We start from the raw sequence: 22,272 nt of genomic DNA, 5'->3' as shown, positions 1-22,272 counted from the left end.
ACCCGGAGCTCGACCGGTCGCTGCGCGTGGCCGAGCCCGCCGAGCTGGCGCTCGACACGCCGGGCGCGTTCGCGTTCCTCCGCCAGGCGGCCCCGCTGCTCCAGGCGGCCGGTTTCGGCGTGCAGCTGCCCCGCTGGGCGGGCCGCACCCGGCTGGGGCTCAAGCTCACCACCCGAACGAAGAAGCAGAGCGCCGCCACGAGCCAGGGGTTCGGGCTGCAAGAGCTGGTCGACTTCCGGATCGACCTCGCGGTGGGCGACGAGACCATCAGCGAGGCGGAGCTGGCCGAGCTGGTCAGGCTGAAGGTGCCGCTGGTGCGGGTGCGCGGCCAGTGGGTGGAGCTCGACGACCGCCAGCTGAGGGCCGCGCTCAAGGCGATCGCGGGAGCTCGGACGGGTGAGCTGTCCGCGTCCGACATCCTGCGGCACGTGACCCAGGGCGGCGACGAGCTGCCCCTGCTGGAGGTCGACGCCGACGGGGTGCTCGGCGACCTGCTGTCGGGTCAGGCCGAACGACGGCTGCGGCCGATCGCCACCCCTGACGGCATCGACGCCACGCTCAGGCCGTACCAGGAGCGCGGGCTGGCCTGGCTGAGCTTCCTGTCGGAGCTGGGCCTGGGCGGGGTGCTGGCCGACGACATGGGCCTGGGCAAGACGATCACGACGCTGGCCCTGCTGGTGCACGAGCGGTCGGCGAGCCCGACGTTGCTGGTGTGCCCGATGTCGCTGGTGGGCAACTGGCAGCGCGAGTCGTCCAGGTTCGCGCCGGGGTTGCGCGTCTACGTCCACCACGGCAGCGGACGCGACACGGAGCGGATCGCCGACGCCGACCTGGTCATCACCACCTACGGCACGGCCCAGCGGGACCTGGAGGCGCTGCGGGCCTTCGAGTGGCGCAGGGTCGTCTGCGACGAGGCCCAGGCGATCAAGAACAGCGGCACGCTGCAGGCGCAGGCGGTGCGGGCGATTCCGGCGGGGTCCAAGCTGGCCCTGACGGGGACTCCGGTGGAGAACCATCTCGCCGAGCTCTGGTCGATCATGGAGTTCGCCAATCCGGGGCTGCTCGGGTCCCGCTCCCGGTTCAGGGCCAGGTTTCAGGAGCCGATCGAGGCGCGTCAGGACGAGCAGGCCGCACACGCGCTCAGGCGCGCGACGGGCCCGTTCGTGCTGCGCCGCCTCAAGACCGACAAGTCCATCATCTCTGACCTGCCGGAGAAGCTGGAGGTCAAGGAGTGGTGCCCGCTCACGCCCGAGCAGGCCACCCTCTACCAGGCGGTCGTCGACGACATGCTGGGCCGCATCCACGACAGCGAGGGCATCGAGCGGCGCGGCCTGGTGCTGGCCGCGATGGCCAGGCTCAAGCAGGTCTGCAACCACCCCGCCCACCTGCTCAAGGACGGCTCCCGGCTGGCGGGCAGGTCCGGCAAGCTGATCCGGCTGGAGCAGCTCACCGAGGAGATCACGGCCGAGGGCGAGAAGGCGCTGCTGTTCACCCAGTACGCGGAGTTCGGCGCGATGCTCCAGCCGTATCTGGAGCAGCGGCTCGACCGTCCGGTGCTGTGGCTGCACGGCGGGCTGCCGAAGAAGGCCCGCGACCGCCTCGTCGACCGTTTCCAGCACGACGAGGAGCCGATGATGTTCCTGCTGTCGCTCAAGGCGGCGGGTGTCGGACTGAACCTGACGGCCGCCAACCACGTGATCCACGTCGACCGCTGGTGGAACCCCGCCGTCGAGGACCAGGCCACCGACCGCGCCTTCCGCATCGGGCAGCACAGGAACGTGCAGGTCCGCAAGCTGATCTGCGCGGGGACCCTGGAGGAGCGGGTCGACCAGATGATCGAGCGGAAGAAGGCCCTGGCGGAGCGCGTGGTCGGCACCGGCGAGGACTGGCTGACGGACCTGTCCACGGACGAACTGCGCGAGGTCTTCCGCCTCACCGCGGAGGTGGTGTCGTAATGCCGGTGGGCAAGGGCGGCTGGTTCGACGGCGGCGCGCCGATCCGGGTCGAGGGCGGGATCAGGGCGCGCAGTCGGCGCGGGTCCATCGGCTCCACCTGGTGGTCGCGCCGGTTCATCGACCTTCTGGAGCGCGTCTGCGACAAGGGGCGGCTGGCGCGCGGCCGGGCCTACGCCCGCCAGGGCCAGGTCCTGTCGATCGACCTGTCCGCCGGCCTGGTCGAGGCGTCGGTGCAGGGCTCGCGGCCCAGGCCGTACGAGGTCACGATCAGGATCGAGGCGTACGGCGAGGCGCGCTGGTCCGCGGTCGAGGAGGCGATCGCGGCGCAGGCCGTCTACCGGGCGAAACTGCTGGCGGGCGAGATGCCGACGGAGATCGAGGAACTGTTCACGGCGCTCGGCCTCGACCTGTTCCCCCGCGACCTCGACATGGACTGCTCGTGCCCCGACTGGGGCTTCCCGTGCAAGCACCTGTCGGCGGTGCTGTACCTGCTGGCCGAGTCGTTCGACGACGACCCGTTCCTGGTGCTGGCCTGGCGCGGACGGACCCGCGCCGAGCTGCTCGGCTCGCTCGCCGACGACCGGCGGGACCCGCTGCGGGTCGAGGACGTGCCGTTCGCCGACCGCCTGGCCGACTTCTACGCCCCGGGGGCCACGGCGCACCGCCCCGAGCGCCGCGCCTCTCCGGCGGCCCCCGACCTGCTGCTGCGCGTCTTCCCGCCGCCGTCGGACCTGTCGCGTCGGCTGACCCCCGCCTACCTGCGCCTGGACCCCCGCCTGGACAACGACGTCAGCAGTTCATGATCTGGGCCAGCTCGCCGGGCCGGAGCGGAGGTTCGGGGAGCGGGTGGGCGGCCGAGGCCCGCAGGCCGTCGAGGATGAGGGCCAGGTGCCGCCGCCACGCTGACGCGGCGGGACGCGAGCGCGGCGGCCCGAGGCGGCCGGACCGGCTTCTAGCGGTCCTCGAAGTCGCCGGGCACCATCACGCGGACCCCGTTCGGCACCACGCGCAGCGTGATCGGCGTGCGCAGCCGCACCTCGCCGTCGACGTCGGCGGCCATCGGCGGGTCGGTCTCCAGCAGCATCTCCCGGCCGACCACGAAGGGCCCGCCCGCGAGGCTGCGCCAGCGGCCCGTTGTGGCGCGCACCAGGGTCTCGCCGAGCAGCCGCAGCTTCTTGCCCGAGCCGAGCTGGTAGGCGACGAGCATGCCGTTGTCGATGCTGATGTCGCGCGCCACCTGCCAGCCGCCGTGGAAGCGGCCGTTGGCGATGTTGAGCTGGTGGGTGAGCAGCTCGTGGCGCTGCCCGTCGGCGGTGATGAAGGCGCGGAACGGCCGGTGGTTCGGCAGGATGGTCAGCGCCGTCAGCGGGTAGGCCGGACGGCCCAGAATCCGCTTGAGCCACGGCCTGACCTTGCCCGCCACCTCGACCGAGACACCGAAGCTGGCCAGGTTGGCGAACGGGCGGTCGTCGGCCATGCCGAGGTCGATGTCGGCCACCTTGCCGGTGTCGAACACGCGGATCGCCCCCGCGAGGTCCAGCGGGAGCCCGAGGCTGCGGGCGAAGTTGTTGGTGGTGCCGAGCGGCAGCACGCCGAGCGCCACGTCGCGGTGCGCGACGTGGCGGACGGCCGAGGACAGGGTGCCGTCGCCGCCGCCGACGATCAGCAGGTCGGGCTGGGTGTCCAGCGCCCTGTCGAGCATGTCACGCAGCTTCTTGGGGTTGACCACCGGCAGCTCGGCCAGCGGCTCGAAGCCGAGGCCGTGGAGCTGGTCGAGCACCTCGAAGTAGTGCCGGCGGCCACGCCGTGAGCGAGTGTTGATCACCACAGCCACCCGGCGGTCCGTCCGGATCGCCGCGGTGTGCTCGGCTTTGGTGCGCAATTCGCTCATGGCCCCCCATCGTAGGGCCGCCGGGACGTGCCCCGGCGGCCCGTTATCTCACTTCTTCGGCGGAACCACCTGGACGATGGCGCCCAGATTGCCCGGCAGCGGCGCGAGCAGATTGAACTGGACGCCCAGCGCCTTGCCCTCGTCACCGGGGTTGCCGGTGCCCAGCACGGCCCCGTTCGGCAGCTTCTGGCCGTACAGCTCGGTGGCGGGGCTGCCGTCAGCGGCGTGCACCACGCGGGTGGTGTACGGCTGGTCGCCCTTGGACGGAACGACGGCCGAGGCGTCGAAGTCCCGGTAGCCGAGGGCGCCGTTGAGCAACTCCAGGCCCGGGTACCAGGTCTTGGCGTCGGTGAAGTCCTTGACGCCCTTCAGTGCCGGGATGTCCGTGCAGTACTCGCTGAACGGCTCGTCCGCCGCCTCCAGGCACTCCTTGAACGGGTAGGTCTTGCCGAACGAGAAGGCCGCGTTGGACGTCTGCGACCGCCCTTCCAGGTTCTTGCGCAGCGTCGGGTCCTTCTGGGCGGCGGTCCCGGTGCGGCGCAGCGGCTCGTAGTGCGAGTCGACGACCAGCAGGCTGCCCTTGGTCCCGAGGCTCGGCGGGAGCTCGAGGTTGGGGACGAGCACGTTGTTGGTGAACGTCGAGTCGCGGTACCAGACCAGCAGACCGGGCGCGTTGTACTTGAGCTTCTGCACCTTCCACGCCCCGTCGCGGGAGTAGTTGGTGTCGTAGGCGTACTGCAGGCCCTTGTCGAAGCCGTCGAAGTTGCGCCACTCGGCCAGGTAGAAGCGGGAGATCTCACGGGAGCCGTTGTTGATCGTCCAGCCCTGGCCGCTGGTGTTGGTGAACGTGCCGCCGGTGGCCTTCCAGCCGTTGTCGCCGCCCTCGACGTCGTCGCTCCACACGGCGGCGCCGCCGTTGGTGAGCTGGAAGTCGTCGGCGTGCCAGCCCCGCGGCGTGGAGGCCGCGTCGGTGTTGTAGGTCAGCCGCAGCTTGACCGACTTACCGGCGAACGGGGTCAGGTTGACGTAGTCGTGCCGCCAGCCGTTGGTGGCGCCGGTGAGGCCGTACTTCTTGTTGCCGAACGTTTTGAGGTTCTTGTTCGGGTCCGGGTAGCTGTCGGGCGTGCTGACCTCGTTGCCGGCCTCGTCGAAGACCTTCTGCTGGGCCCAGGTCTGGCCGTCGTCCGTCGACACCTCGACGAAGCCGAAGTCCCAGTCCTGCTCGATCTCGTAGTTGTTCCACATCCAGAACCGCAGGTCGGTCCCGGCGGGCACGGTCACGTCGCGGGTCAGCTTGACGTCGGCCCACTCCTGGTCGAGCCCGGTCCACCAGGCGTTGGCGCCGCTGTGCGGGTCGATCATCTTCAGCGGAGTGGACGCCAGGTTCACCCGGACGCCGTCCTCGGTGAGCTTGGGCGTGCGCGAGGACTGGCCGACCGTGACCGGCCTGGCTGCGTCGCCGGGGTTGAACACCTTCGGGTTCGCCCAGCCGAGCACCCACTTGTCCCACAGGCCCATGTGGGTCGGCATCGACTGGAAGATCGGGCCGGAGTGGGAGCCGCTGGACATCAGGTCCCAGAAGTCCACCGCGGAGCTGGCCGAGCCCGACGTGTCGTACAGGTCGGGCAGGCCCAGGTCGTGGCCGTACTCGTGGGCGAAGACGCCGACTCCGGCGTCCTCGGGCTGCACGATGTAGTTGGAGATCTTCTTGTCGGTGCCGGGGATCTTGTAGCCGCCCGCGACCGCGCTGGAGTGCGCCCAGATCGCGTACGTGCCCTCGGCGCCGCCGTCCGACGACTTGTCCTTGCCGGCGTGGATCAGCACCAGGTGGTCGATCACGCCGTCGGGCTCGTCGTAGTTGCCGTCGCCGTCGGCGTCGGAGACGTCCTCGACGTCGTAGTCGGCCCACGGGAAGCCGGGCTGGCTCTTGGCCAGGGCGTCGACCGCGTCGATGGCCAGCTGCCCCGCGCCGGTCGGGTTGCCCGGGTGACCGGACATGTCCTGGGGAGCGCCGCCGCAGGCCGCCGCGCCGTACCAAGCCTCGGAGTGCGGGGCCTTCACCCAGCCGACGGCCGAGCCGTTGACCGAGTAGGCGCCCTTGGACATCTCCTCGTACATCTTCTTCATCGTGTAGCCGGAGATGTCGATGCCGGGCTTGCCGTCGCGGGGGTCCTTGAGGTCGGGGCGGACCCGCTCGGTGATGCCCTTGTCGGTGTAGAGCATCGTGTTGAAGTGGGAGGTGCTGAAGTCCTTCACCCAGAACGAGTTGTTGTCCTGGTGCGGGAGCTTCGCCGGGTCCGGGATGTTGTTGTGCAGCGGGCCGTTCTTGAACGTGCCCTCCGGCTCGACCACGCAGTCATCGGGGGCGCTGTCGACCGTGCGAAGCCGGTTGAAGTTCGAGAAGTCGTCGTTGGCCTGCTCGTTGAACTCCACGAGCAGGGTCAGCAGCTTTGCGGTCTTCTTCTGCTTGGAGTTCTTGAAGATGAAGTCTGCGGGGTTGCGTCCTGTCCTGATGGCCTCGTTCTCGCGGGCGGCCAGGACGCGGGCGGCGGCCGGGTTGCCGCTGACGAACTTCCTGTCGAGTTTCTCGGCCGGGCTCAGCGAGCGGGCCTTGTTCTTCGACAGCGACGGCTCGTCAGGGTCCTTTTCGACGCGTGGCGGGGCGTAGTTGATGTAGTAATCCGACACGCCCGGCTCGTACGTCGCCGTGGAGGCCCCAGCGGAGGCCTCAGCGGCCGGGACGGTCAGTGCGGCGCCGAGAAGGGCGACCGCCGGAATCGTGGTTAACAGGCGCTTTCTACGTGGCACCAGGAACCCTCTCTGCCCGGGATCGCCGGGCGCATGACCATAGGGTGTGCAATGCCGGACGCTAGAGGGTGGGTAAAGCAGTCGTAAAGAGCGTTGGTGAAACGTGATCAATTCACGACATTTCAGAACAACAGGACGAAGGCCAGAACACCCCCCAGAATGGCGGCTCCGTAACACAGCGCCGCGATGAGCGGGTCGAACCTGGCGATGCCGAGCAGTTCCTCGCTGGTGAACCTGATCCGGTGCGCGGCGTGGAACAGGCACAGCACCACGACCGCCGGCAGCGCGGCCCGTACCAGCGGGTTGGCCAGCAGGGCGCGCAGGTGCTCGGCGGTGGGCCAGTCGACCAGCCCTAGCGGCATGAGCACCCCGAACAGCAGCACCAGCACCGGCAGCACCAGCGCGGCCACCACCCCGCCGCCGCTGAAGAGCAGCCACAGATACGGTTCCGGCGTCCGCTTCATGGCTTTCTCAGGATGAAGTAGGCGATCAGCCCGGAGATCACCAGCCAGGCGGAGTGGTTGCCGCCCTGGATCATCCAGGACGGCAGCCGGTAGCCGTCGAGCCTGACCACGGTGGCCTTGGGGGCGAGGTTGAGGAAGGTGACGGCGTGGAAGGCCGTGGCGACCAGCGCCACCACGTTGATCGCGATCATCCAGGGCCGGGCGGCGAGCGCGGCGAAGTCCTGGAGGTGCCCGCTCATGACCGCGTCGACCAGCATCAGCAGGAACACGATCGTCCAGGCCACGAAGACGCTGGTCAGCTCGCGCAGCACGAAGAGCCTGCAGGCGCGGCTGCGGGCGAACCAGAGCGCGTCTCGCGGCGGCCGGTAGGCCTCCGGCGCCCCGGCGCCGGGGTGCGGCTCACCGGGCGTCATCGCCTGCTCCACGGCAGGACCGAGCGGAGGGCGGCGGTCAGCTTGTAGCGCTGGATCGCCTCGGCCGGGTCCACGTGCTTGGGGCAGACCTTCGTGCACTCGCCGACGAACATGCACCCCCACACCGCCTCGTCCAGGTTGAGCACGTCGAACCGGTCGCCCATGTCGCGGGAGTCCAGGTTGTAGCGCTGGGCGAGCGCGATCGCCGCCGGGCCGAGGAAGTCGGGGTCGAGCACGTAGACCGGGCAGGCCGAGTAGCACAGCATGCAGTTGATGCACATGCTGTACTGCTTGTACGCGTCGAGCTGCTCGGGCGTCTGCGTGTACTCGGTGGTCAGCGGCAGCTCCTCACCCTCCCTGACCAGCCACGGGCGCACCGACGACAGCTTGGCCAGGAAGCCGTCGATGTCCACGACCAGGTCCCTGATCACCGGGAAGCCCTTCAGCGGCTCGATCCTGACCGGCCCGTCGCCGTACTCGGTGAGGAAGGTGCCGCAGGTCAGCCGCGGCTCGCCGTTGACGGTCATGCCGCACGAGCCGCAGACGCCCATCCGGCACGACCAGCGGAACGACAGGCTGCCGTCGAGGTGGTCCTTGACGTAGTTGAGGCCGTCGAGCACCGCCCAGTCGCCCATCAGCGGCACGTCGTAGCCCTGGAACACCGGCTCGCTGTCCTGTCCCGGCCGGTAGCGGGCGATCTCCAGCCGGATCGTGCGGGTCTGCGTCCCCAGCGGCTCTCGGGTGTCAGTCACGTCCGTAAACCCTTTCGCCGGGAGGCCAGCGGGTGATCGTCACCGGCAGCAGCCCGACCGAGGGCGTGCCGTCGGGCGCGCGGTGGACCAGGGAGTGCGCCAGGTAGGCGGCGTCGTCCCTGGCCGGGTGGTCGGTGCGCTGGTGCGCGCCGCGCGACTCCCGCCTGTTGAGCGCGCAGGCCACGATCGTCTGCGCGACCTCCAGCATGGTGTGCAGTTCCTGCAGGCCGATCAGCTCGGTGTTGAACACCGTGCTGGCGTCGTCGAGCCGCGCCTCCTCGGCTCGTTCGCGCAGGTCGGCGAGCGTGTCGGCGGCCTTGGCCAGGACGTCGCCCGTCCGGTAGATCCCGGCGGCGGCCTCCAGCGTCCGCTGCATGCGCTCACGCAGGTCGGCGATCCGCTCGCCGTTGCCCCCGCCGTTGCCCCCGCCGCTGTCGCGCGCGCGTTCCAGCCGTCGCCGCTCGTCGCCCCCCTGGCTGCGGACGGCGGGCGGTTCGGCCTCGCGGCGCTCGCGGGCGTACGTGGCGGCGGCGAGGCCGGCCCTCCTGCCGAAGACCAGGATCTCCGGGAGGGAGTTCGAGCCGAGCCTGTTGGCGCCGTTGATGCTGACGCACGCGGTCTCGCCGGCGGCGTACAGGCCGGCGATCGGGGTCGCGCCGTCGAGGTCGGTGTGGACGCCGCCCATCATGTAGTGCACGACGGGACGTACCGGGATGAGGTCGGTGGCGGGGTCGAGGTTCTGGTAGCTCCTGCACAGCTCGCGGACGAACGGGATGCGGGTGTCGATCTTGACTTCGCCGAGGTGGCGCAGGTCGAGGTAGACGACCGGGCCGTGCGGGGTGTCGGCGGTGCGGCCCTTCTCCTGCTCGTGGACGAACGCCTGCGACAGGCGGTCGCGCGGGCCGAGTTCCATGCTGCGCAGCTTCGGCGTGGGCGTGGGGGTGCCGAGGTCGTAGTCCTGCAGGTAGCGGTAGCCGTCCTTGTTGATCAGCCAGCCGCCCTCGGCCCTGGCCGCCTCGGTGATGAGGATGCCGGTGAACGGCAGGCCGGTCGGGTGGTACTGGACGAACTCCATGTCCTTCAGCGGCGCGCCCGCGCGGTAGGCCAGCGCCATGCCGTCACCCGTCTTGATCGCGGCGTTGGTGGTGAACGGGAAGACCCGGCCGCAGCCGCCGGTGGCCAGGATGACGGTCCTGGCGGCGATGGCCTCGATGCGGCCGGTCCGCAGCTCGACGGCCACCACGCCGTGGACGCGGCCGTCGTCCACGATGAGCTTGGTGACGTACCACTCGTCATATCGGGCTATGTCCGGATATTTGAGGGTTGTTTGGAACAAGGTGTGCAGCAGGTGGAAGCCGGTCTTGTCGGCCGCGTACCAGGTGCGCATCCGCTTCATCCCGCCGAACGGCCGGACCGCGACCCTGCCGTCGGGCTCGCGGCTCCACGGGCAGCCCCAGTGCTCCAGCTGGATCAGCTCGCGCGGCGCCTCGGCCACGAACGCCTCGACCGCGTCCTGGTCGCAGAGCCAGTCGCCGCCGGAGACGGTGTCGTAGCAGTGCTCGTCGAGCGTGTCGCCGTCGGCGATCACCCCGGCGGCGCCGCCCTCGGCGGAGACCGTGTGGCTGCGCATCGGATACACCTTCGACACGACCGCCACCCGCAGCGCCGGGTCGGTCTCGGCGACCGCGACGGCCGCCCGCAGGCCCGCCCCTCCTCCCCCGACGATGAGCACGTCGATCATGTGGGTCAGCTCCCGTGGTCTGCCTGCAGCGGGTCCCTCACCCGCTTGCCGTCGTGGCGGATGGCCGACAGGTGGATGCTTCCGTCGTGGTACTCGTGCCGGATCCGGCGGCAGCCGCACGCGAAGAACTGGTCCCGGATCACCAGGCCGTAGCCGTCGTCGTCGACGAGGAGCTCGCCACCGGATCTCTTCCCGCACGGGGCCGTCTCGGGAGCGAAAGGAGTTTTCGTACCTGTCATCGCCGATCTCCTTAGATGGGCGAAACGTCACTTCCACCAAAGCACCGTGGCCCTGTCCGGGAAAGGGTCAGCCGGAGGATTCCTCGGGCTCCTCGGTGGAGGGCCGTTCGCGCGGGTAGTGCAGGTCGAAGGCGGGCCGCTCGGAGCGGATGGGCGGGATGGCGGTGAAGTTGTGCCGGGGCGGCGGGCAGGACGTCGCCCACTCCAGCGAGTTGGCGTAACCCCACGGGTCGTCCAGCGTGACCTTGGGCGCGCGCCTGGCCGTCTTCCAGACGTTGAAGAGGAAGGGCAGCGTCGAGGCGCCGAGCAGGAACGCCCCCACGGACGAGATCTCGTTCAGCGTGGTGAAGCCGTCATACGGGCTGTAGTCGGCGTAGCGGCGCGGGAAGCCGAGCACCCCCAGCCAGTGCTGCACCAGGAAGGTGGTGTGGAAGCCGACGAACAGCGTCCAGAAGTGGATCTTGCCGAGCCGGTCGTCGAGCATCCGGCCGGTCATCTTGGGCCACCAGAAGTAGAAGCCGGCGAACATGGCGAACACCACGGTGCCGAACACCACGTAGTGGAAGTGCGCGACGACGAAGTAGGTGTCGCTGAGATGGAAGTCCAGCGGCGGCGAGGCGAGGATCACCCCGGTCAGTCCGCCGAGCAGGAACGTCGCCAGGAAGCCGAGCGCGAACATCATCGGCGTCTCGAAACTCAGGTGGCCCCGCCACATCGTGCCGACCCAGTTGAAGAACTTCACCCCGGTCGGCACGGCGATGAGGAACGTCATGAAGGAGAAGAACGGCAGCAGCACCTGCCCGGTCGCGAACATGTGGTGCGCCCACACGGTCATCGACAGCCCCGCGATGGCGATGGTCGCGGCGACCAGCCCCAGGTAACCGAAGATCGGCTTGCGGCTGAACACCGGGATGACCTCGCTGATGATGCCGAAGAACGGCAGCGCGATGATGTAGACCTCCGGGTGGCCGAAGAACCAGAACAGGTGCTGCCAGATCAGCGGGCCGCCGTTGGCGGCGTCGTAGACGTGCGTGCCGAGCTTGCGGTCCGACTCCAGCACGAGCAGCGCGGCGGCCAGCACCGGGAACGCCAGCAGCACCATCATGCTGGTCAGCAGCACGGTCCAGGTGAACAGCGGCAGCCGGAACATGACCATGCCCGGCGCGCGCATGCAGATGATCGTGGTGATGAAGTTGACGGAGCCGAGGATCGTGCCCAGGCCCGACAGCGCCAGCCCCATGATCCACAGATCGCCGCCGATGCCCGGTGAGTAGGTGGCCGTCGACAGCGGGGTGTAGCCGAACCACCCGAAGTCGGCCGCGCCGCCCGGTGAGACGAAGCCGGCGAGCACCATCAGCCCGCCGAACAGGAACAGCCAGTACGCGACCGCGTTCAGCCGCGGGAACGCCACGTCCGGGGCGCCGATCTGCAGCGGCATGACCACGTTGGCGAAGCCGGCGAACAGTGGGGTGGCGAACAGGAGCAGCATGACCGTGCCGTGGACGGTGAACAGCTGGTTGTACTGCTGCTGGCTGACCAGTTGCAGGCCCGGCAGGGCCAGCTCGGCCCTGATCACCATGGCCATGAGGCCGGCGGCGAGGAAGAAGACGAACGAGGTGATCAGATAGAGGTAGCCGATGACCTTGTGGTCGGTGGTCGACAGCCAGGAAGCGATCACGGTCCCGGTGCGGCGGCGCCTGACCTGTTCGATCGTCGTTTCGCGAACGGTCGTCACGGCTGCTCCCTCCTGTACGGAGAATGCCCTGCCCCGATAACCCCATTGCACGCCAACGGCCGCCAACAGGGAAGACGCTCTCCCGCATTCAGCCCCGCATCACCCCGGGCCGGCTGCTCGGTTGAACCTTTCGCCGGTCGGCGGCATCGTACCCCGCATGATGAAGACGAGAATCGCGTTGGTCACGGGCGGTGCGGTGCTGGCGGGGGTGCTGTGCGGGCCGGCGGCGCTCGCGCAGGCGCCGTCGATCCCGAAGGGCTTCCTGCTCTACGAGAAGCAGGCGCGCAAGGACAGCAAGCACTGGTATGTCAGCGAGAACAGCCCCAACGAGGAGGTGTGGAACATCCAGTGCTCCGCCGTCAGGCTGAAGGGCTGGTCCGCCCGGCGTGACGTCGTGTACGACACCGAGATCGGCGGCGGCGAGGAGACCAACCGCGTGCGCGGCGAACAGGTGTTCGTCTTCCGCGACGCCCAGGGTGCGGGCAAGCTGATGGCGCGGTTGGGCAAGCTGCTCGACGCGTGCGGCAAGACCGTCAAGGTGCGCAAGCCGAAGATCGGCGACCAGGCGCTGGGGGCCTCGCGGACGATCAAGGCGACCAAGACCTCCCCGATCCCGCAGACGCAGAAGTTCGTCGCCGTGCGCAAGGGCGCCGCCGTGGCCCTGTACTGGGACATGCACAACAAGGCCAAGTCGCTCAGGAGCATGGCCCAGCACGAGGCCGACGCGAAGAAGATGGCGGCCAAGCTCTGCGCTGTCGGCGGCTGCTGAACCATCCACATCGCGGACCGGTTCCGGTTCAGGGGGCGGCGTCTTCTATCCTTCGTATCCAACCGATCGGAGGAGATTTCGTGACCGCTCAGCGCGAATACGCCGCCCTCGTCCAGCGTGGGCTCTCGCTCGACCTCACCCGGGGCAAGCCGTCACCGCGCCAGCTCGACCTCTCCAACGACATGCTCAAACTGCCGTCCTCCTACCGGGCGGCAGACGGCACCGACGGCCGCAACTATGGCAACCTGCAGGGGCTGGCGGAGCTGCGCGAGCTGTTCGCGCCGCTGCTGCAGGTCCCGGCCGGGCAGCTCGTGGTGGGCGGCAACTCCAGCCTGGCGATGATGCACGACACGATCGTGCACGCGCTGCTGACCAGGGTTCCCGGGGCCGAGCGCCGCTGGGTGGAGGAGCCGGAGATCACGTTCCTCTGCCCGGTTCCCGGCTATGACCGGCATTTCACCATCTGTCAGCGCTTCGGGATCAAGATGGTCCTGGTTCCGATGAACGCCGAAGGCCCCGACATGGACGTGGTCGAGCGCCTGGTCGCCGGCGACGCGAGCGTCAAGGGCATGTGGTGCGTGCCCAAGTACAGCAACCCGTCCGGCGTCACGTTCAGCGACGAGACCGTGCGCAGGCTGGCCGCGATGCCGACCGCCGCGCCCGATTTCCGGATCTTCTGGGACAACGCCTACGCCGTCCACCACCTGACCGACACGCCCGCCGAGCTGGCCGACCTGCTGGCGCTCAGCGAGCAGCACGGCAACGCCGACCGGGTCTTCGTCTACGGCTCCACCTCGAAGGTGACCCTCGCGGGCAGCGGCGTGGCGTTCTTCGGCTCCTCGCCGGCCAACGTCGAGTGGTTCCTCGCCAACACCTCCAAGCAGTCCATCGGCCCCGACAAGCTCAACCAGCTCCGGCACGTGGAGTTCCTGCGCGACGGCGAGGGCGTGGTCGCGCACATGCGGCGGCACGCCGAGCTGATCGGGCCCAAGTTCGAGCTGGTCGACAAGGTGCTGACCGAGCGGATCGGCGACCTCGCCACGTGGAGCAGCCCGAAGGGCGGCTACTTCATCAGCCTGGAGGTGCCGCACGCCGGCGCGGTCGTGGCCAGGGCCAAGGCCGCCGGCATCGCGCTGACCCCGGCCGGCGCCACCCACCCGTACGGCGCCGACCCCGGCGACCGCACGATCAGGATCGCCCCCACCTACCCGGAGCTGGGCGAACTGGAGCAGGCCATCGACGGGCTCGCGGTCTGCGTCCGCCTGGTCGCCGAGGAACAGGGCTGATTCGCTGACCGGTTCACCTCGACCGCCTGAAGCCGAAGATGTACTCGCGCGTCTCGCTCGGATGGAACGAGACGCCGACTCCCGGCTCGAAGGCGACGTTGTCTCGCGGGCAGTAGTAGAGGCCCTCCCACACCGCCAGGGCCTGCTCCCTGGCGGGGGCCTCCGCCACGTCCCGCTTGCGCGCGCCGGTGGCGCCGAGGACGAGCAGCAGGCCGAGGCCCCAGAAGAGACCGGTGAGGCAGAACGGCGCGAGCAGCACCTCGGTCCAGCCCGCGTCCCTGCCCATCGCGATCACCAGCGCGACGACGAGGTGCACGAGCGCGGCGAGCCCCAGCAGGATGTACCCCTGGTTCCTGCTCCACGGCGTGTAGTGCCGGCTGGGGAACGACAGCCAGACCGCGAGCTGGGTGCGGCTCATCACGTGCCTCGACGCGCCCAGCGAGGGGGCGGTGGGCAGGTCGGCGACGTCCCGCTCGCTCGGCAGCCTGACGCGCCCGATCCGGTACGTGGTCCCCGCGGCGACTACTCCTGGAACCGCGGCCACCTGGTCAGCCCGTGTGCATACCGGACATGCGACTTCCACCCAGGGCAGTTTGGCCTTAAGCCGCTGTCCACGCAAACCGTAAGGAGCTTTTGTGAGCCCGATTGACGCCCTGGTGAACTCCCTGCCCGACGGCCGGGTCCTCACCGACCCCGATGTGATCGACTCCTACGCGCGCGACCGGACCTTCGTGGAACCCGGCAAGCCGCTGGGCGTCGTGCTCGCCGCCTCCCGTGACGACGTGGTCACCACGCTGAAGTGGGCGACCGAGCACCGGGTGCCGGTGGTGCCGCGCGGCGCGGGCACCGGCCTGGCGGGCGGAGCCACGGCGGGTGACGGCGCCGTCATCCTGTCGCTGGCCAGGATGACCGCGATCAGCGAGATCTCCCCCGCCGACGAGATCGCCGTGGTCGAGCCCGGCGTGATCACCGCCGACCTGGACAAGGCCGCCAGGAAGCACGGGCTCATGTACGCGCCCGACCCATCGTCCTACGAGATCTCCACGATCGGCGGGAACCTGGCGACCAACGCGGGCGGGCTGCGCTGCGTGAAGTACGGCGTGACCCGCGACTCGGCGCTCGGCCTGGAGGTTGTGCTGGCCGACGGGCGGATTCTGAACACCGGCCGGCGCACCATGAAGGGCGTCACCGGCTACGACCTGACCGGTCTGTTCGTCGGCTCGGAGGGCACGCTGGGCGTGATCACGTCCGCCACGGTGCGGCTGCGCAGGGCGCCCGCCGTCCCGCCCGCGACGTTCGCCGCCGAGTTCGGCTCGCCACGGGAGGCGGGCGCGGCCGTGTCGGCGATCATCGCCGCCGGGTGCCAGCCGTCGCTGATGGAGCTGCTCGACCGCGCCACGCTGGAGGCCATCGACGAGTGGCGCAACATCGGCCTGGAGCCGGCGACGAAGGCGATGCTCATCGGCCAGTCCGACGCGTCCGACGGGCAGGCGATGGTCGCCCGGATGGAGGAGCTCTGCCTGGAGAACGGCGCGTCGTTCGTGGCCGTCTCGTCCAGCCCGGCGGAGACCGAGGAGCTGATCGGGCTGCGCAGGATGGCGTATGAGGCCAAGGAGCGCCTGGGGGCGTGCCTGGTCGAGGACGTGTGCGTGCCGCGCTCCGTGCTGCCCGACATGATCACCGCGATCGAGACCGCCGCCGCCACGCACGACGTGCGGATCTGCACGGTCGCGCACGCGGGCGACGGCAACCTGCACCCGGTCTTCATCTTCGAACACGGCGCGACCGAGCCGCCCGCGAACGTGTGGGCCGCGGCGGACGAGGTGTTCACGCGGGCCCTGGAGATGGGCGGCACGCTGACCGGCGAGCACGGCGTCGGGCTGCTCAAGCGGCGGTGGCTCGACCTGGAGTCTGGGCCCCTGACGCGGGAGGTGCAGCAGGGCATCAAGGCCGTGTTCGACCCGCTCGGGCTGCTCAATCCGGGCAAAGCCATCTGAGGGCGTGACATACGCCACTTCCGCAGGCGCATTCTGGGACGAAACGCTGACATATTACGTCAAAAGATGAAGATGTCTTCGGGTCCGGAAGACGCCCCACTAGTCACGCTGGTAGCGTCTTGCCCCATCTATCGAGTTGATGGGGGTCGATGTGAACGAGTTCCAGCCGTTGGCGGCGGACGACCCGCGGCGGCTGGGGGCGTATGACATCGTCGCCCGGCTCGGCGAGGGCGGCCAGGGTGTCGTGTACCTGGGCAAGAGCGAGGCAGGCGATCAGGTCGCCGTCAAGTTGTTGCACCACGCCCTTGTGGCCGACACCGACGCCAGGACCAGGTTCCTGCGCGAGGTGGCCGTCGCCCAGCGGGTCGCCAGGTTCTGCACCGCCCCCGTGCTCCACGCCGACCTTGACGGCAGCCGCCCGTACATCGTGAGCGAGTACGTGCCGGGGCCGTCGCTGCGCGAGATGGTCATCAACGAGGGGCCGCGCCGCGGCGCGGCGCTGGAACGGCTCGCGATCAGCACGGCCACCGCCCTCGCGGCCATCCACCGCGCCGGCATCCTGCACCGCGACTTCAAGCCCGCGAACGTGCTCATGGGGCCCGAGGGCCCGGTCGTGATCGACTTCGGCATCGCCCGCGCCCTGGACTCGCCCGGGGCCACGGCGACCGGCATGGCCATGGGCACGCCCTCGTACCTGGCTCCCGAGCAGCTCAGCGGCGCGGCCGTGTCCGAGGCGGCCGACGTGTTCGCCTGGGGCGTCACGATGGTCTTCGCGGCCACCGGCAAGCCCGCGTTCGGTGCCGACTCGATCCCCGTCGTGATGAACCGGATCCTGCACGAGCAGCCGGAACTCGGCGGGATGGAGGGCGCGCTCGCCGAACTGGTGGAGGCGTGCCTGTCCAAGGACCCGGCCCAGCGTCCCCGTGCGGACGAGCTGATCGTCGGGTTGACGGGCCAGCCGGCCCCCACGTCCGCCGTCGAGCCAGTCTCCCAGCCGATCCCCCAGCCCATCCCCCAGCAGGGCCCCGCGGCCGCGCAGCAGCCCGGCCCCGGCCAGAGCCCCGCGGCCGGAGCGGACGGCCACCCCGGCCCCTGGATGCGTTCAGGCGATCCCATGCCCCAGACCGGGCAGTTCGGCCATCCCGGAGCCTCGAAGGGGCAGCCCGGCCCCGGCCCCGTGGCCGCGGGACCGGCCGGTCCCCAGCCCGGCACTCCGCCGCAGGCCCAGGGGGTGCCGCCGCAGAGCGTGCCCCCGCAGGGCGGCCCCGGCACGCCTCCTCAGACGGGAATGCCTCCGCAGGGTGGTAACCCTCAGGCGGCTGCGGGGATGCCTCCGCACCTCGCCCAGGGAGCACCGGGCGGCCAGGCGCCCGCGGGCCCCGGCGGCCCTCAAGGACGCCCTGGCGCCATGGGCCCCTCCGGCATGGGCCCCTCCGGCATGGGCCCCGGCGGCCCGTCGGCCCCGCGGGACGACGCGCCCGCCAAGCAGCGGCGCACGCTGACGTTCGCCCTCACGGGCGCCGCCGCCGCAGCCCTCCTCGTGGTCGGGGGCGCGGTGGTGGTGAACGCCAACTCCGGCAAGACACCAGTGGTGGCCGTCGAGAACGCGGCCAACGGCAGCCAGACCGAGGGCCCAGGCGCAGGCCAGCCCGCGGAACCGCCTGTCGACGAGCCCACCCCCGATCCGGCGCAGACCGGGCAGCCCGTCCCGACGCTGGACGTGGAGGAGCCGACGCCCACCAAGTCCAAGGCCAAGCACACCAAGGACCCGCTCTCGCAGGTGCCCAACCAGGTGACGGTGACCGCCGTGCCCAACCCGGCCACGACGAAGCACCCCGAGCCCTCTTCCTCGCCGACCAAGACCCCCGCGAAGAAGAAGACGAACACCGGCCTCGTCGACCCCGACGCCGAGCCGACGATCGGCCCCGACACGAACACGGACTTCACCAGGACCGGGGAGGCGGGCAATCCCGGCACGAAGCCCAGTACCAGGCCCACCGCCAAGCCCACGACGAAGCCCACCGTCAAGCCGACGCCCAAGCCGACGCCCAAGCCGTCCTCCAAGCCGAACCCGTACAGCGCGACCACGGTGTGCGGTTCCGGCTACAAGGTGGTCGACTCGCACTCGCTCGGCAGCAGCGCGACGATCTACCTGCTGTACAGCTCGGGCGCGGGCAAGAACTGCGTGGTGACGATGTCGCGGATGGTGTCCTCGGCCAAGATCAAGATGAATGCCATCCTCCAGGTTCAGAACGGGAGCAGCGGGAGCAACCCGGGCAGCTTCACCGCGTACGCGGGCCCGGTGCGCCTTGCGGGCGCCAAGAAGTGCGTCATCTGGGGCGGCTCCTGGAACAACCTGTCGTGGAAGTCCGGCTGGAGCCACTGCGGCTGAGGTAACCCTTCTCTTGTGACGGCCTTCGCGGCGCGGGCGGGCAGCCCGCTGATCGCGAAGGCCGTCGCCGTTCGCGGGCCGAAAGCCCGGCGGCCGGGTCTTCCGCCGGGTGGCCGTGCACGGTTAGGCTGATTGACGTGATCGTCAAGTCCGAGGTGCTCACCGCGCGGGGGCGGCGCACGCGTGCCGCGCTGGTGCACGCCGGGCGTGAGGCGTTCGAGGAGCACGGGTACGACGCCGTGCGCATCGACGACGTGTGCGCGCGAGCCGGGGTGTCGCACGGCACCTTCTACACCTACTTCGACTCCAAGGAGTCGCTGTTCGGCGAGGTGGCCGGGGCGGTGGTGGGCGAGATGTTCGCCGCCAGCGTCGTGGGGCCCGCCGTGTCCGGCGATCCGTACGCGCGGGTGGAGGCCGCGAACCGGCTCTACCTGCGGGCCTGGGCGGCGAACTCCCGCCTCGTGCGGATGCTGGAGCGCGCCGCGGTCGGCGACGACCGGTTCGGGCGGCTGCTGCTCGAACTGCGCGAGGTGTTCGTCCGGCGCGGCGCGGACGGCCTGCGCCGACTGCAGGAGCAGGGCCTGGCCGATCCCACGCTCGACCCCAGGCTCACCGCGATCATGCTGGGCGGCATGGTGGAGCACTTCGCCCACGTCTGGCTGGACCTCGGCGAACGAGCCGACGAGCAGACCGCCGTGGACCACCTGACCCGCCTCTGGGCCCGGGCCATCGGATTGACGCCACCGTCAACTCCGCAGCAGGAGGACACGTGATGACCAGCCGCACCCGCCCGCGCTGCCCCCTCACGGCTGCGCGGGCGCCCGCCGCCCCCGTCCGTCGCAGGCTCAGGGAGGTGGCCGCGTGATCACGAGCCGGCTCGACCCGGCGTCCGAGGAGTACCTGGCGCGCAGGGAGGCGATGCTGGGGAAGCTGGCCGAGCTGGACGCGGAGCAGGCCAAGGCCGTCGCCGGAGGCGGCGAGAAGTACGTCAGGCGGCACCGCGAGCGGGGCAAGCTGCTCGCCCGCGAGCGGATCGAGCTGCTCGTCGATCCCGGCTCCCCGTTCCTGGAGCTGTCGCCACTGGCCGCCTGGGGCAGCGACTTCCCCGTCGGGGCGAGCGTCGTCACCGGCATCGGGGTGATCGAGGGCGTCGAGTGCGTGATCACGGCGAGCGACCCGACCGTCAGGGGCGGCGCGTCCAACCCGTGGACGCTCAGGAAGACGCTCAGGGCCTCCGACATCGCCCTCCAGAACCGATTGCCGTACGTCAACCTGGTGGAGAGCGGGGGCGCGGACCTGCCCACGCAGAAGGAGATCTTCATCCCCGGCGGCCGGATATTTCGCGACCTGACCCGGTTGTCCGCAGCGGGAATCCCGACGATCGCGCTCGTCTTCGGCAACTCCACCGCCGGAGGCGCCTACGTGCCCGGGATGAGCGATTACGTGGTGATGGTGCGAGATCGAGCGAAAGTGTTCCTCGGCGGTCCGCCGCTGGTGAAGATGGCCACCGGCGAGGAGTCCGACGACGAGTCGCTCGGCGGGGCGGCGATGCACGCCCGCGTCAGCGGCCTCGCCGACCACCTCGCGCTGGACGAGTACGACGCGCTGCGGATCGGGCGGCGGATCGTCCGGTCGCTGAACTGGCGGAAGCAGGGCGTCGAGCCCGGCGCCGTCCGGGAGCCCGGATATCCGGCGGAGGAGCTGCTGGGCGTCGTCCCGGAAGACCTCAAGGTGCCCTTCGACCCCCGCGAGGTGATCGCGCGCATCGTCGACGGGAGCGAGTTCGAGGAGTTCAAGCCCCTGTACGGCGCGTCGCTGGTCACCGGCTGGGCCCGGCTGCACGGCTACCCGGTGGGGATCCTGGCCAACGCCCGCGGCGTCCTGTTCAGCGCGGAATCGCAGAAGGCGACCCAGTTCATCCAGCTCGCGAACCAGTCGCGCACCCCGCTGCTGTTCCTCCAGAACACGACCGGTTACATGGTCGGCAAGGAGTACGAGCAGGGCGGCATCATCAAGCACGGCGCGATGATGATCAACGCGGTGTCCAACTCGACCGTGCCGCACCTGACGGTGGTGATGGGCGCGTCGTACGGAGCGGGCAACTACGGCATGTGCGGACGCGCCTACGACCCACGCTTCCTGTTCACCTGGCCGAGCGCCAAGTCGGCGGTGATGGGCCCGGCGCAGCTCGCCGGGGTCCTGTCGATCGTCGGCCGCGCCTCCGCCGAGGCCCGCGGCCAGGTCTACGACGAGGCCGCGGACGCGGCGATGCGGGAGCTGGTGGAGGCGCAGATCGAGGCGGAGTCGCTGCCGTTCTTCCTGTCCGGGCGCCTCTACGACGACGGCGTGATCGACCCGCGCGACACCCGTACCGTCCTCGGCATGTGCCTGTCGGCGATCAACAGCGCGCCCGTGCCGTCGAGCGCGGGATTCGGGGTGTTCCGACCGTGATCACACGCCTGCTCGTCGCCAACCGGGGCGAGATCGCCCGGCGCGTCTTCCGCACCTGCCGCTCGCTCGGCATCGAGACGGTGGCCGTCTTCTCCGATCCGGACGCGGACGCGCCCCACGTCGCCGAGGCCGACCACGCGGTACGGCTCAGCGGCGCGAAGCCCGCCGAGACGTACCTGGACATCGACCGCATCCTGCACGCCTGCCGGGTGACCGGGGCCGACGCCGTGCACCCCGGGTACGGATTCCTGTCGGAGAACGCGGCCTTCGCCCGGGCCGTGCTGGAGGCCGGGCTGGTGTGGGTGGGGCCCGCGCCGTCGGCCATCGCGGCGATGGGCTCCAAGATCGAGGCCAAGCGGCTGATGGCCGAGGCGGGCGTGCCCGTCCTCCCCTCGCTCACCGCCGAGTCCCCCGAGTCCGCCGAGTGGGAGTACCCGGTGCTGGTCAAGGCGTCCGCCGGTGGTGGCGGACGGGGGATGCGGGTGGTGCGCGACGCCGGGGAGCTGGCGCGGGAGCTCGCCTCGGCCGAGCGGGAGTCGCTGGCCGCCTTCGGCGACGGGACCGTGTTCGTGGAACCCCTGCTGGAGGGCGCCAGGCACGTCGAGGTGCAGGTCCTGGCCGACCAGCACGGGACCGTGTGGGCGCTGGGCGAGCGGGAGTGCAGCGTGCAGCGGCGGCACCAGAAGGTCGTCGAGGAGTGCCCGTCGCCCGGGATCGGCCAGGAGATGCGCGAGCGGCTCCAGGACGCCGCGGTCAGGGCCGCCAGGAAGATCGGTTACGTGGGGGCCGGGACCGTGGAGTTCCTGGTCAAGGGCGATCGGGTGGCCTTCCTGGAGATGAACACCCGGCTCCAGGTCGAGCACCCGGTCACCGAGCTGGTCTACGGGGTCGATCTGGTCCGGTTGCAGCTGGAGGTCGCGGAGGGGCGGGCGCTGCCGGGCCGGGTGCCCGAGCCCTCCGGGCACGCGGTCGAGATCCGCCTGTACGCCGAGGACGGCCGGTACCTCCCGCAGACGGGGGTGCTGCGGCTGTTCGAGGTGCCCGGGGAGGTCCGGGTGGACGCGGGGGTGGAGTCCGGGTCGGTGGTCTCGCCGTACTACGACGCGATGCTGGCCAAGGTCATCGCGTACGGGGAGACCCGGGCGGAGGCCCTGCGGAAGCTGGTCACGTCGCTGCGGCGGGCGCGGCTGCACGGGCTCGCCACCAATCGCGACCTGCTGCTCGGCATCCTGACGAGTCGGGAGTTCCAGCTCGGCGAGACCCACACCGGCCTCCTCGACCAGCACGACCTGAACGGCGCCCGCCCCGGCGGGCCGCCCGCGGTGAGCGGCGCCGTCGGCGAGCCGTCCGCGGTGGAGGGCGCGGCCGGAGAGCCGCTC

At 70.5% G+C, this 22,272-nt stretch carries 18 protein-coding genes; 9 read left to right on the top strand and 9 right to left on the bottom strand.

The features are described from left to right. Both ABZ297_RS38275 and ABZ297_RS38270 read left to right on the top strand, forming a co-directional pair. Positions 1–1,955 (top strand): DEAD/DEAH box helicase (locus tag ABZ297_RS38275; RefSeq protein ID WP_355356728.1); only part of this gene is annotated, 1,955 nt, incomplete at its 5' end. Continuing rightward, entirely contained in the window at positions 1,955–2,758 is an 804-nt protein-coding gene (locus ABZ297_RS38270; RefSeq protein ID WP_355356726.1) for an SWIM zinc finger family protein, read from the top strand. The genes ABZ297_RS38275 and ABZ297_RS38270, both read left to right, overlap by 1 nt. 149 nt (positions 2,759–2,907) lie before the next feature. On the opposite strand, the gene ABZ297_RS38265 is transcribed toward ABZ297_RS38270, so the two are convergent. The 8 genes from ABZ297_RS38265 to ctaD all read right to left on the bottom strand — a co-directional run bounded on the left by ABZ297_RS38265 (position 2,908) and on the right by ctaD (position 11,998). Continuing rightward, complete coding sequence (locus ABZ297_RS38265) at positions 2,908–3,846, bottom strand: diacylglycerol kinase family protein (RefSeq protein WP_355356724.1); 939 nt, start codon at positions 3,844–3,846, stop codon at positions 2,908–2,910. Positions 3,847–3,894: 48 nt separating this feature from the next. Continuing rightward, positions 3,895–6,534 carry an immune inhibitor A domain-containing protein gene (locus ABZ297_RS38260; protein ID WP_355356722.1) on the bottom strand — a complete coding sequence of 880 codons (2,640 nt, stop codon included), beginning with the start codon at positions 6,532–6,534 and terminating at the stop codon, positions 3,895–3,897. Positions 6,535–6,776: 242 nt separating this feature from the next. After that, a complete protein-coding gene (gene frdD, locus ABZ297_RS38255) occupies positions 6,777–7,118 on the bottom strand; it encodes a fumarate reductase subunit FrdD (protein ID WP_355356720.1) in 342 nt (113 codons plus the stop codon). Further along, complete coding sequence (locus tag ABZ297_RS38250; protein ID WP_355356718.1) at positions 7,115–7,531, bottom strand: hypothetical protein; 417 nt, start codon at positions 7,529–7,531, stop codon at positions 7,115–7,117. The genes frdD and ABZ297_RS38250 overlap by 4 nt, the downstream gene beginning before the upstream one ends. Continuing rightward, entirely contained in the window at positions 7,528–8,283 is a 756-nt protein-coding gene (gene sdhB / locus ABZ297_RS38245; protein WP_355356716.1) for a succinate dehydrogenase iron-sulfur subunit, read from the bottom strand. The genes ABZ297_RS38250 and sdhB overlap by 4 nt, the downstream gene beginning before the upstream one ends. After that, positions 8,276–10,024, bottom strand: a complete 1,749-nt coding sequence (gene frdA / locus ABZ297_RS38240; protein ID WP_355356714.1) for a fumarate reductase (quinol) flavoprotein subunit — start codon at positions 10,022–10,024, stop codon at positions 8,276–8,278. Before frdA ends, sdhB begins: the two co-directional genes overlap by 8 nt. Positions 10,025–10,029: 5 nt before the next feature. Then, on the bottom strand, positions 10,030–10,263 hold the full coding sequence (locus ABZ297_RS38235) for a hypothetical protein (RefSeq protein WP_355356712.1): 234 nt from the start codon (positions 10,261–10,263) through the stop codon (positions 10,030–10,032). Between the two features lie 67 nt (positions 10,264–10,330). Beyond that, the gene (gene ctaD, locus ABZ297_RS38230) at positions 10,331–11,998 is read right to left on the bottom strand and encodes a cytochrome c oxidase subunit I (protein WP_355356710.1); all 1,668 of its coding nucleotides are present in this window, start codon (positions 11,996–11,998) and stop codon (positions 10,331–10,333) included. A gap of 157 nt (positions 11,999–12,155) precedes the next feature. Here ctaD and ABZ297_RS38225 point away from each other — a divergent pair, with 157 nt between their 5' ends. After that, complete coding sequence (locus tag ABZ297_RS38225; RefSeq protein WP_355356708.1) at positions 12,156–12,767, top strand: hypothetical protein; 612 nt, start codon at positions 12,156–12,158, stop codon at positions 12,765–12,767. Between the two features lie 80 nt (positions 12,768–12,847). Continuing rightward, complete coding sequence (locus tag ABZ297_RS38220) at positions 12,848–14,053, top strand: aminotransferase class I/II-fold pyridoxal phosphate-dependent enzyme (protein ID WP_355356706.1); 1,206 nt, start codon at positions 12,848–12,850, stop codon at positions 14,051–14,053. Between the two features lie 13 nt (positions 14,054–14,066). Here the strand turns inward: ABZ297_RS38220 and ABZ297_RS38215 are convergent, their stop codons facing one another. Beyond that, positions 14,067–14,597: a hypothetical protein gene (locus ABZ297_RS38215; protein ID WP_355356704.1), complete on the bottom strand. Its 531-nt coding sequence runs from the start codon at positions 14,595–14,597 to the stop codon at positions 14,067–14,069. 91 nt (positions 14,598–14,688) lie between these two features. On the opposite strand from ABZ297_RS38215, the gene ABZ297_RS38210 reads away from it, so the two are divergent. From ABZ297_RS38210 to ABZ297_RS38190, 5 genes are all read left to right on the top strand, one after another. Next, on the top strand, positions 14,689–16,050 hold the full coding sequence (locus tag ABZ297_RS38210) for an FAD-linked oxidase C-terminal domain-containing protein (protein WP_355356702.1): 1,362 nt from the start codon (positions 14,689–14,691) through the stop codon (positions 16,048–16,050). A gap of 151 nt (positions 16,051–16,201) precedes the next feature. Beyond that, positions 16,202–18,442, top strand: a complete 2,241-nt coding sequence (locus tag ABZ297_RS38205; protein WP_355356700.1) for a protein kinase — start codon at positions 16,202–16,204, stop codon at positions 18,440–18,442. 137 nt (positions 18,443–18,579) lie between these two features. Then, the gene (locus tag ABZ297_RS38200) at positions 18,580–19,215 is read left to right on the top strand and encodes a TetR/AcrR family transcriptional regulator (protein WP_355356698.1); all 636 of its coding nucleotides are present in this window, start codon (positions 18,580–18,582) and stop codon (positions 19,213–19,215) included. A 145-nt stretch (positions 19,216–19,360) separates the two neighbouring features. Then, positions 19,361–20,893, top strand: coding sequence for a carboxyl transferase domain-containing protein (locus ABZ297_RS38195; protein ID WP_355356730.1), 1,533 nt, complete (start codon positions 19,361–19,363; stop codon positions 20,891–20,893). Then, on the top strand, positions 20,890–22,272 hold a 1,383-nt coding region (locus ABZ297_RS38190), incomplete at its 3' end, for a biotin carboxylase N-terminal domain-containing protein (protein ID WP_355356696.1). The genes ABZ297_RS38195 and ABZ297_RS38190, both read left to right, overlap by 4 nt.

Origin of the sequence: Nonomuraea sp. NPDC005983, from assembly GCF_040614375.1 — a bacterium.
GTDB lineage: Bacteria > Actinomycetota > Actinomycetes > Streptosporangiales > Streptosporangiaceae > Nonomuraea.
Note: the sequence above shows the minus strand (reverse complement) of the source record. Positions and strands in the feature narration are given on the sequence as shown.

What these genes read in the sequence shown, in the direction of transcription:
- ABZ297_RS38270 (WP_355356726.1), top strand. Translation starts at nt 1,955, where the DNA reads ATGCCGGTGGGCAAGGGCGGCTGGTTCGACGGCGGCGCGCCGATCCGG.
- ABZ297_RS38265 (WP_355356724.1), bottom strand. Translation starts at nt 3,846, where the DNA reads ATGAGCGAATTGCGCACCAAAGCCGAGCACACCGCGGCGATCCGGACG.
- frdD (WP_355356720.1), bottom strand. Translation starts at nt 7,118, where the DNA reads ATGAAGCGGACGCCGGAACCGTATCTGTGGCTGCTCTTCAGCGGCGGC.
- ABZ297_RS38250 (WP_355356718.1), bottom strand. Translation starts at nt 7,531, where the DNA reads ATGACGCCCGGTGAGCCGCACCCCGGCGCCGGGGCGCCGGAGGCCTAC.
- frdA (WP_355356714.1), bottom strand. Translation starts at nt 10,024, where the DNA reads ATGATCGACGTGCTCATCGTCGGGGGAGGAGGGGCGGGCCTGCGGGCG.
- ABZ297_RS38235 (WP_355356712.1), bottom strand. Translation starts at nt 10,263, where the DNA reads ATGACAGGTACGAAAACTCCTTTCGCTCCCGAGACGGCCCCGTGCGGG.
- ABZ297_RS38225 (WP_355356708.1), top strand. Translation starts at nt 12,156, where the DNA reads ATGATGAAGACGAGAATCGCGTTGGTCACGGGCGGTGCGGTGCTGGCG.
- ABZ297_RS38195 (WP_355356730.1), top strand. Translation starts at nt 19,361, where the DNA reads ATGCTGGGGAAGCTGGCCGAGCTGGACGCGGAGCAGGCCAAGGCCGTC.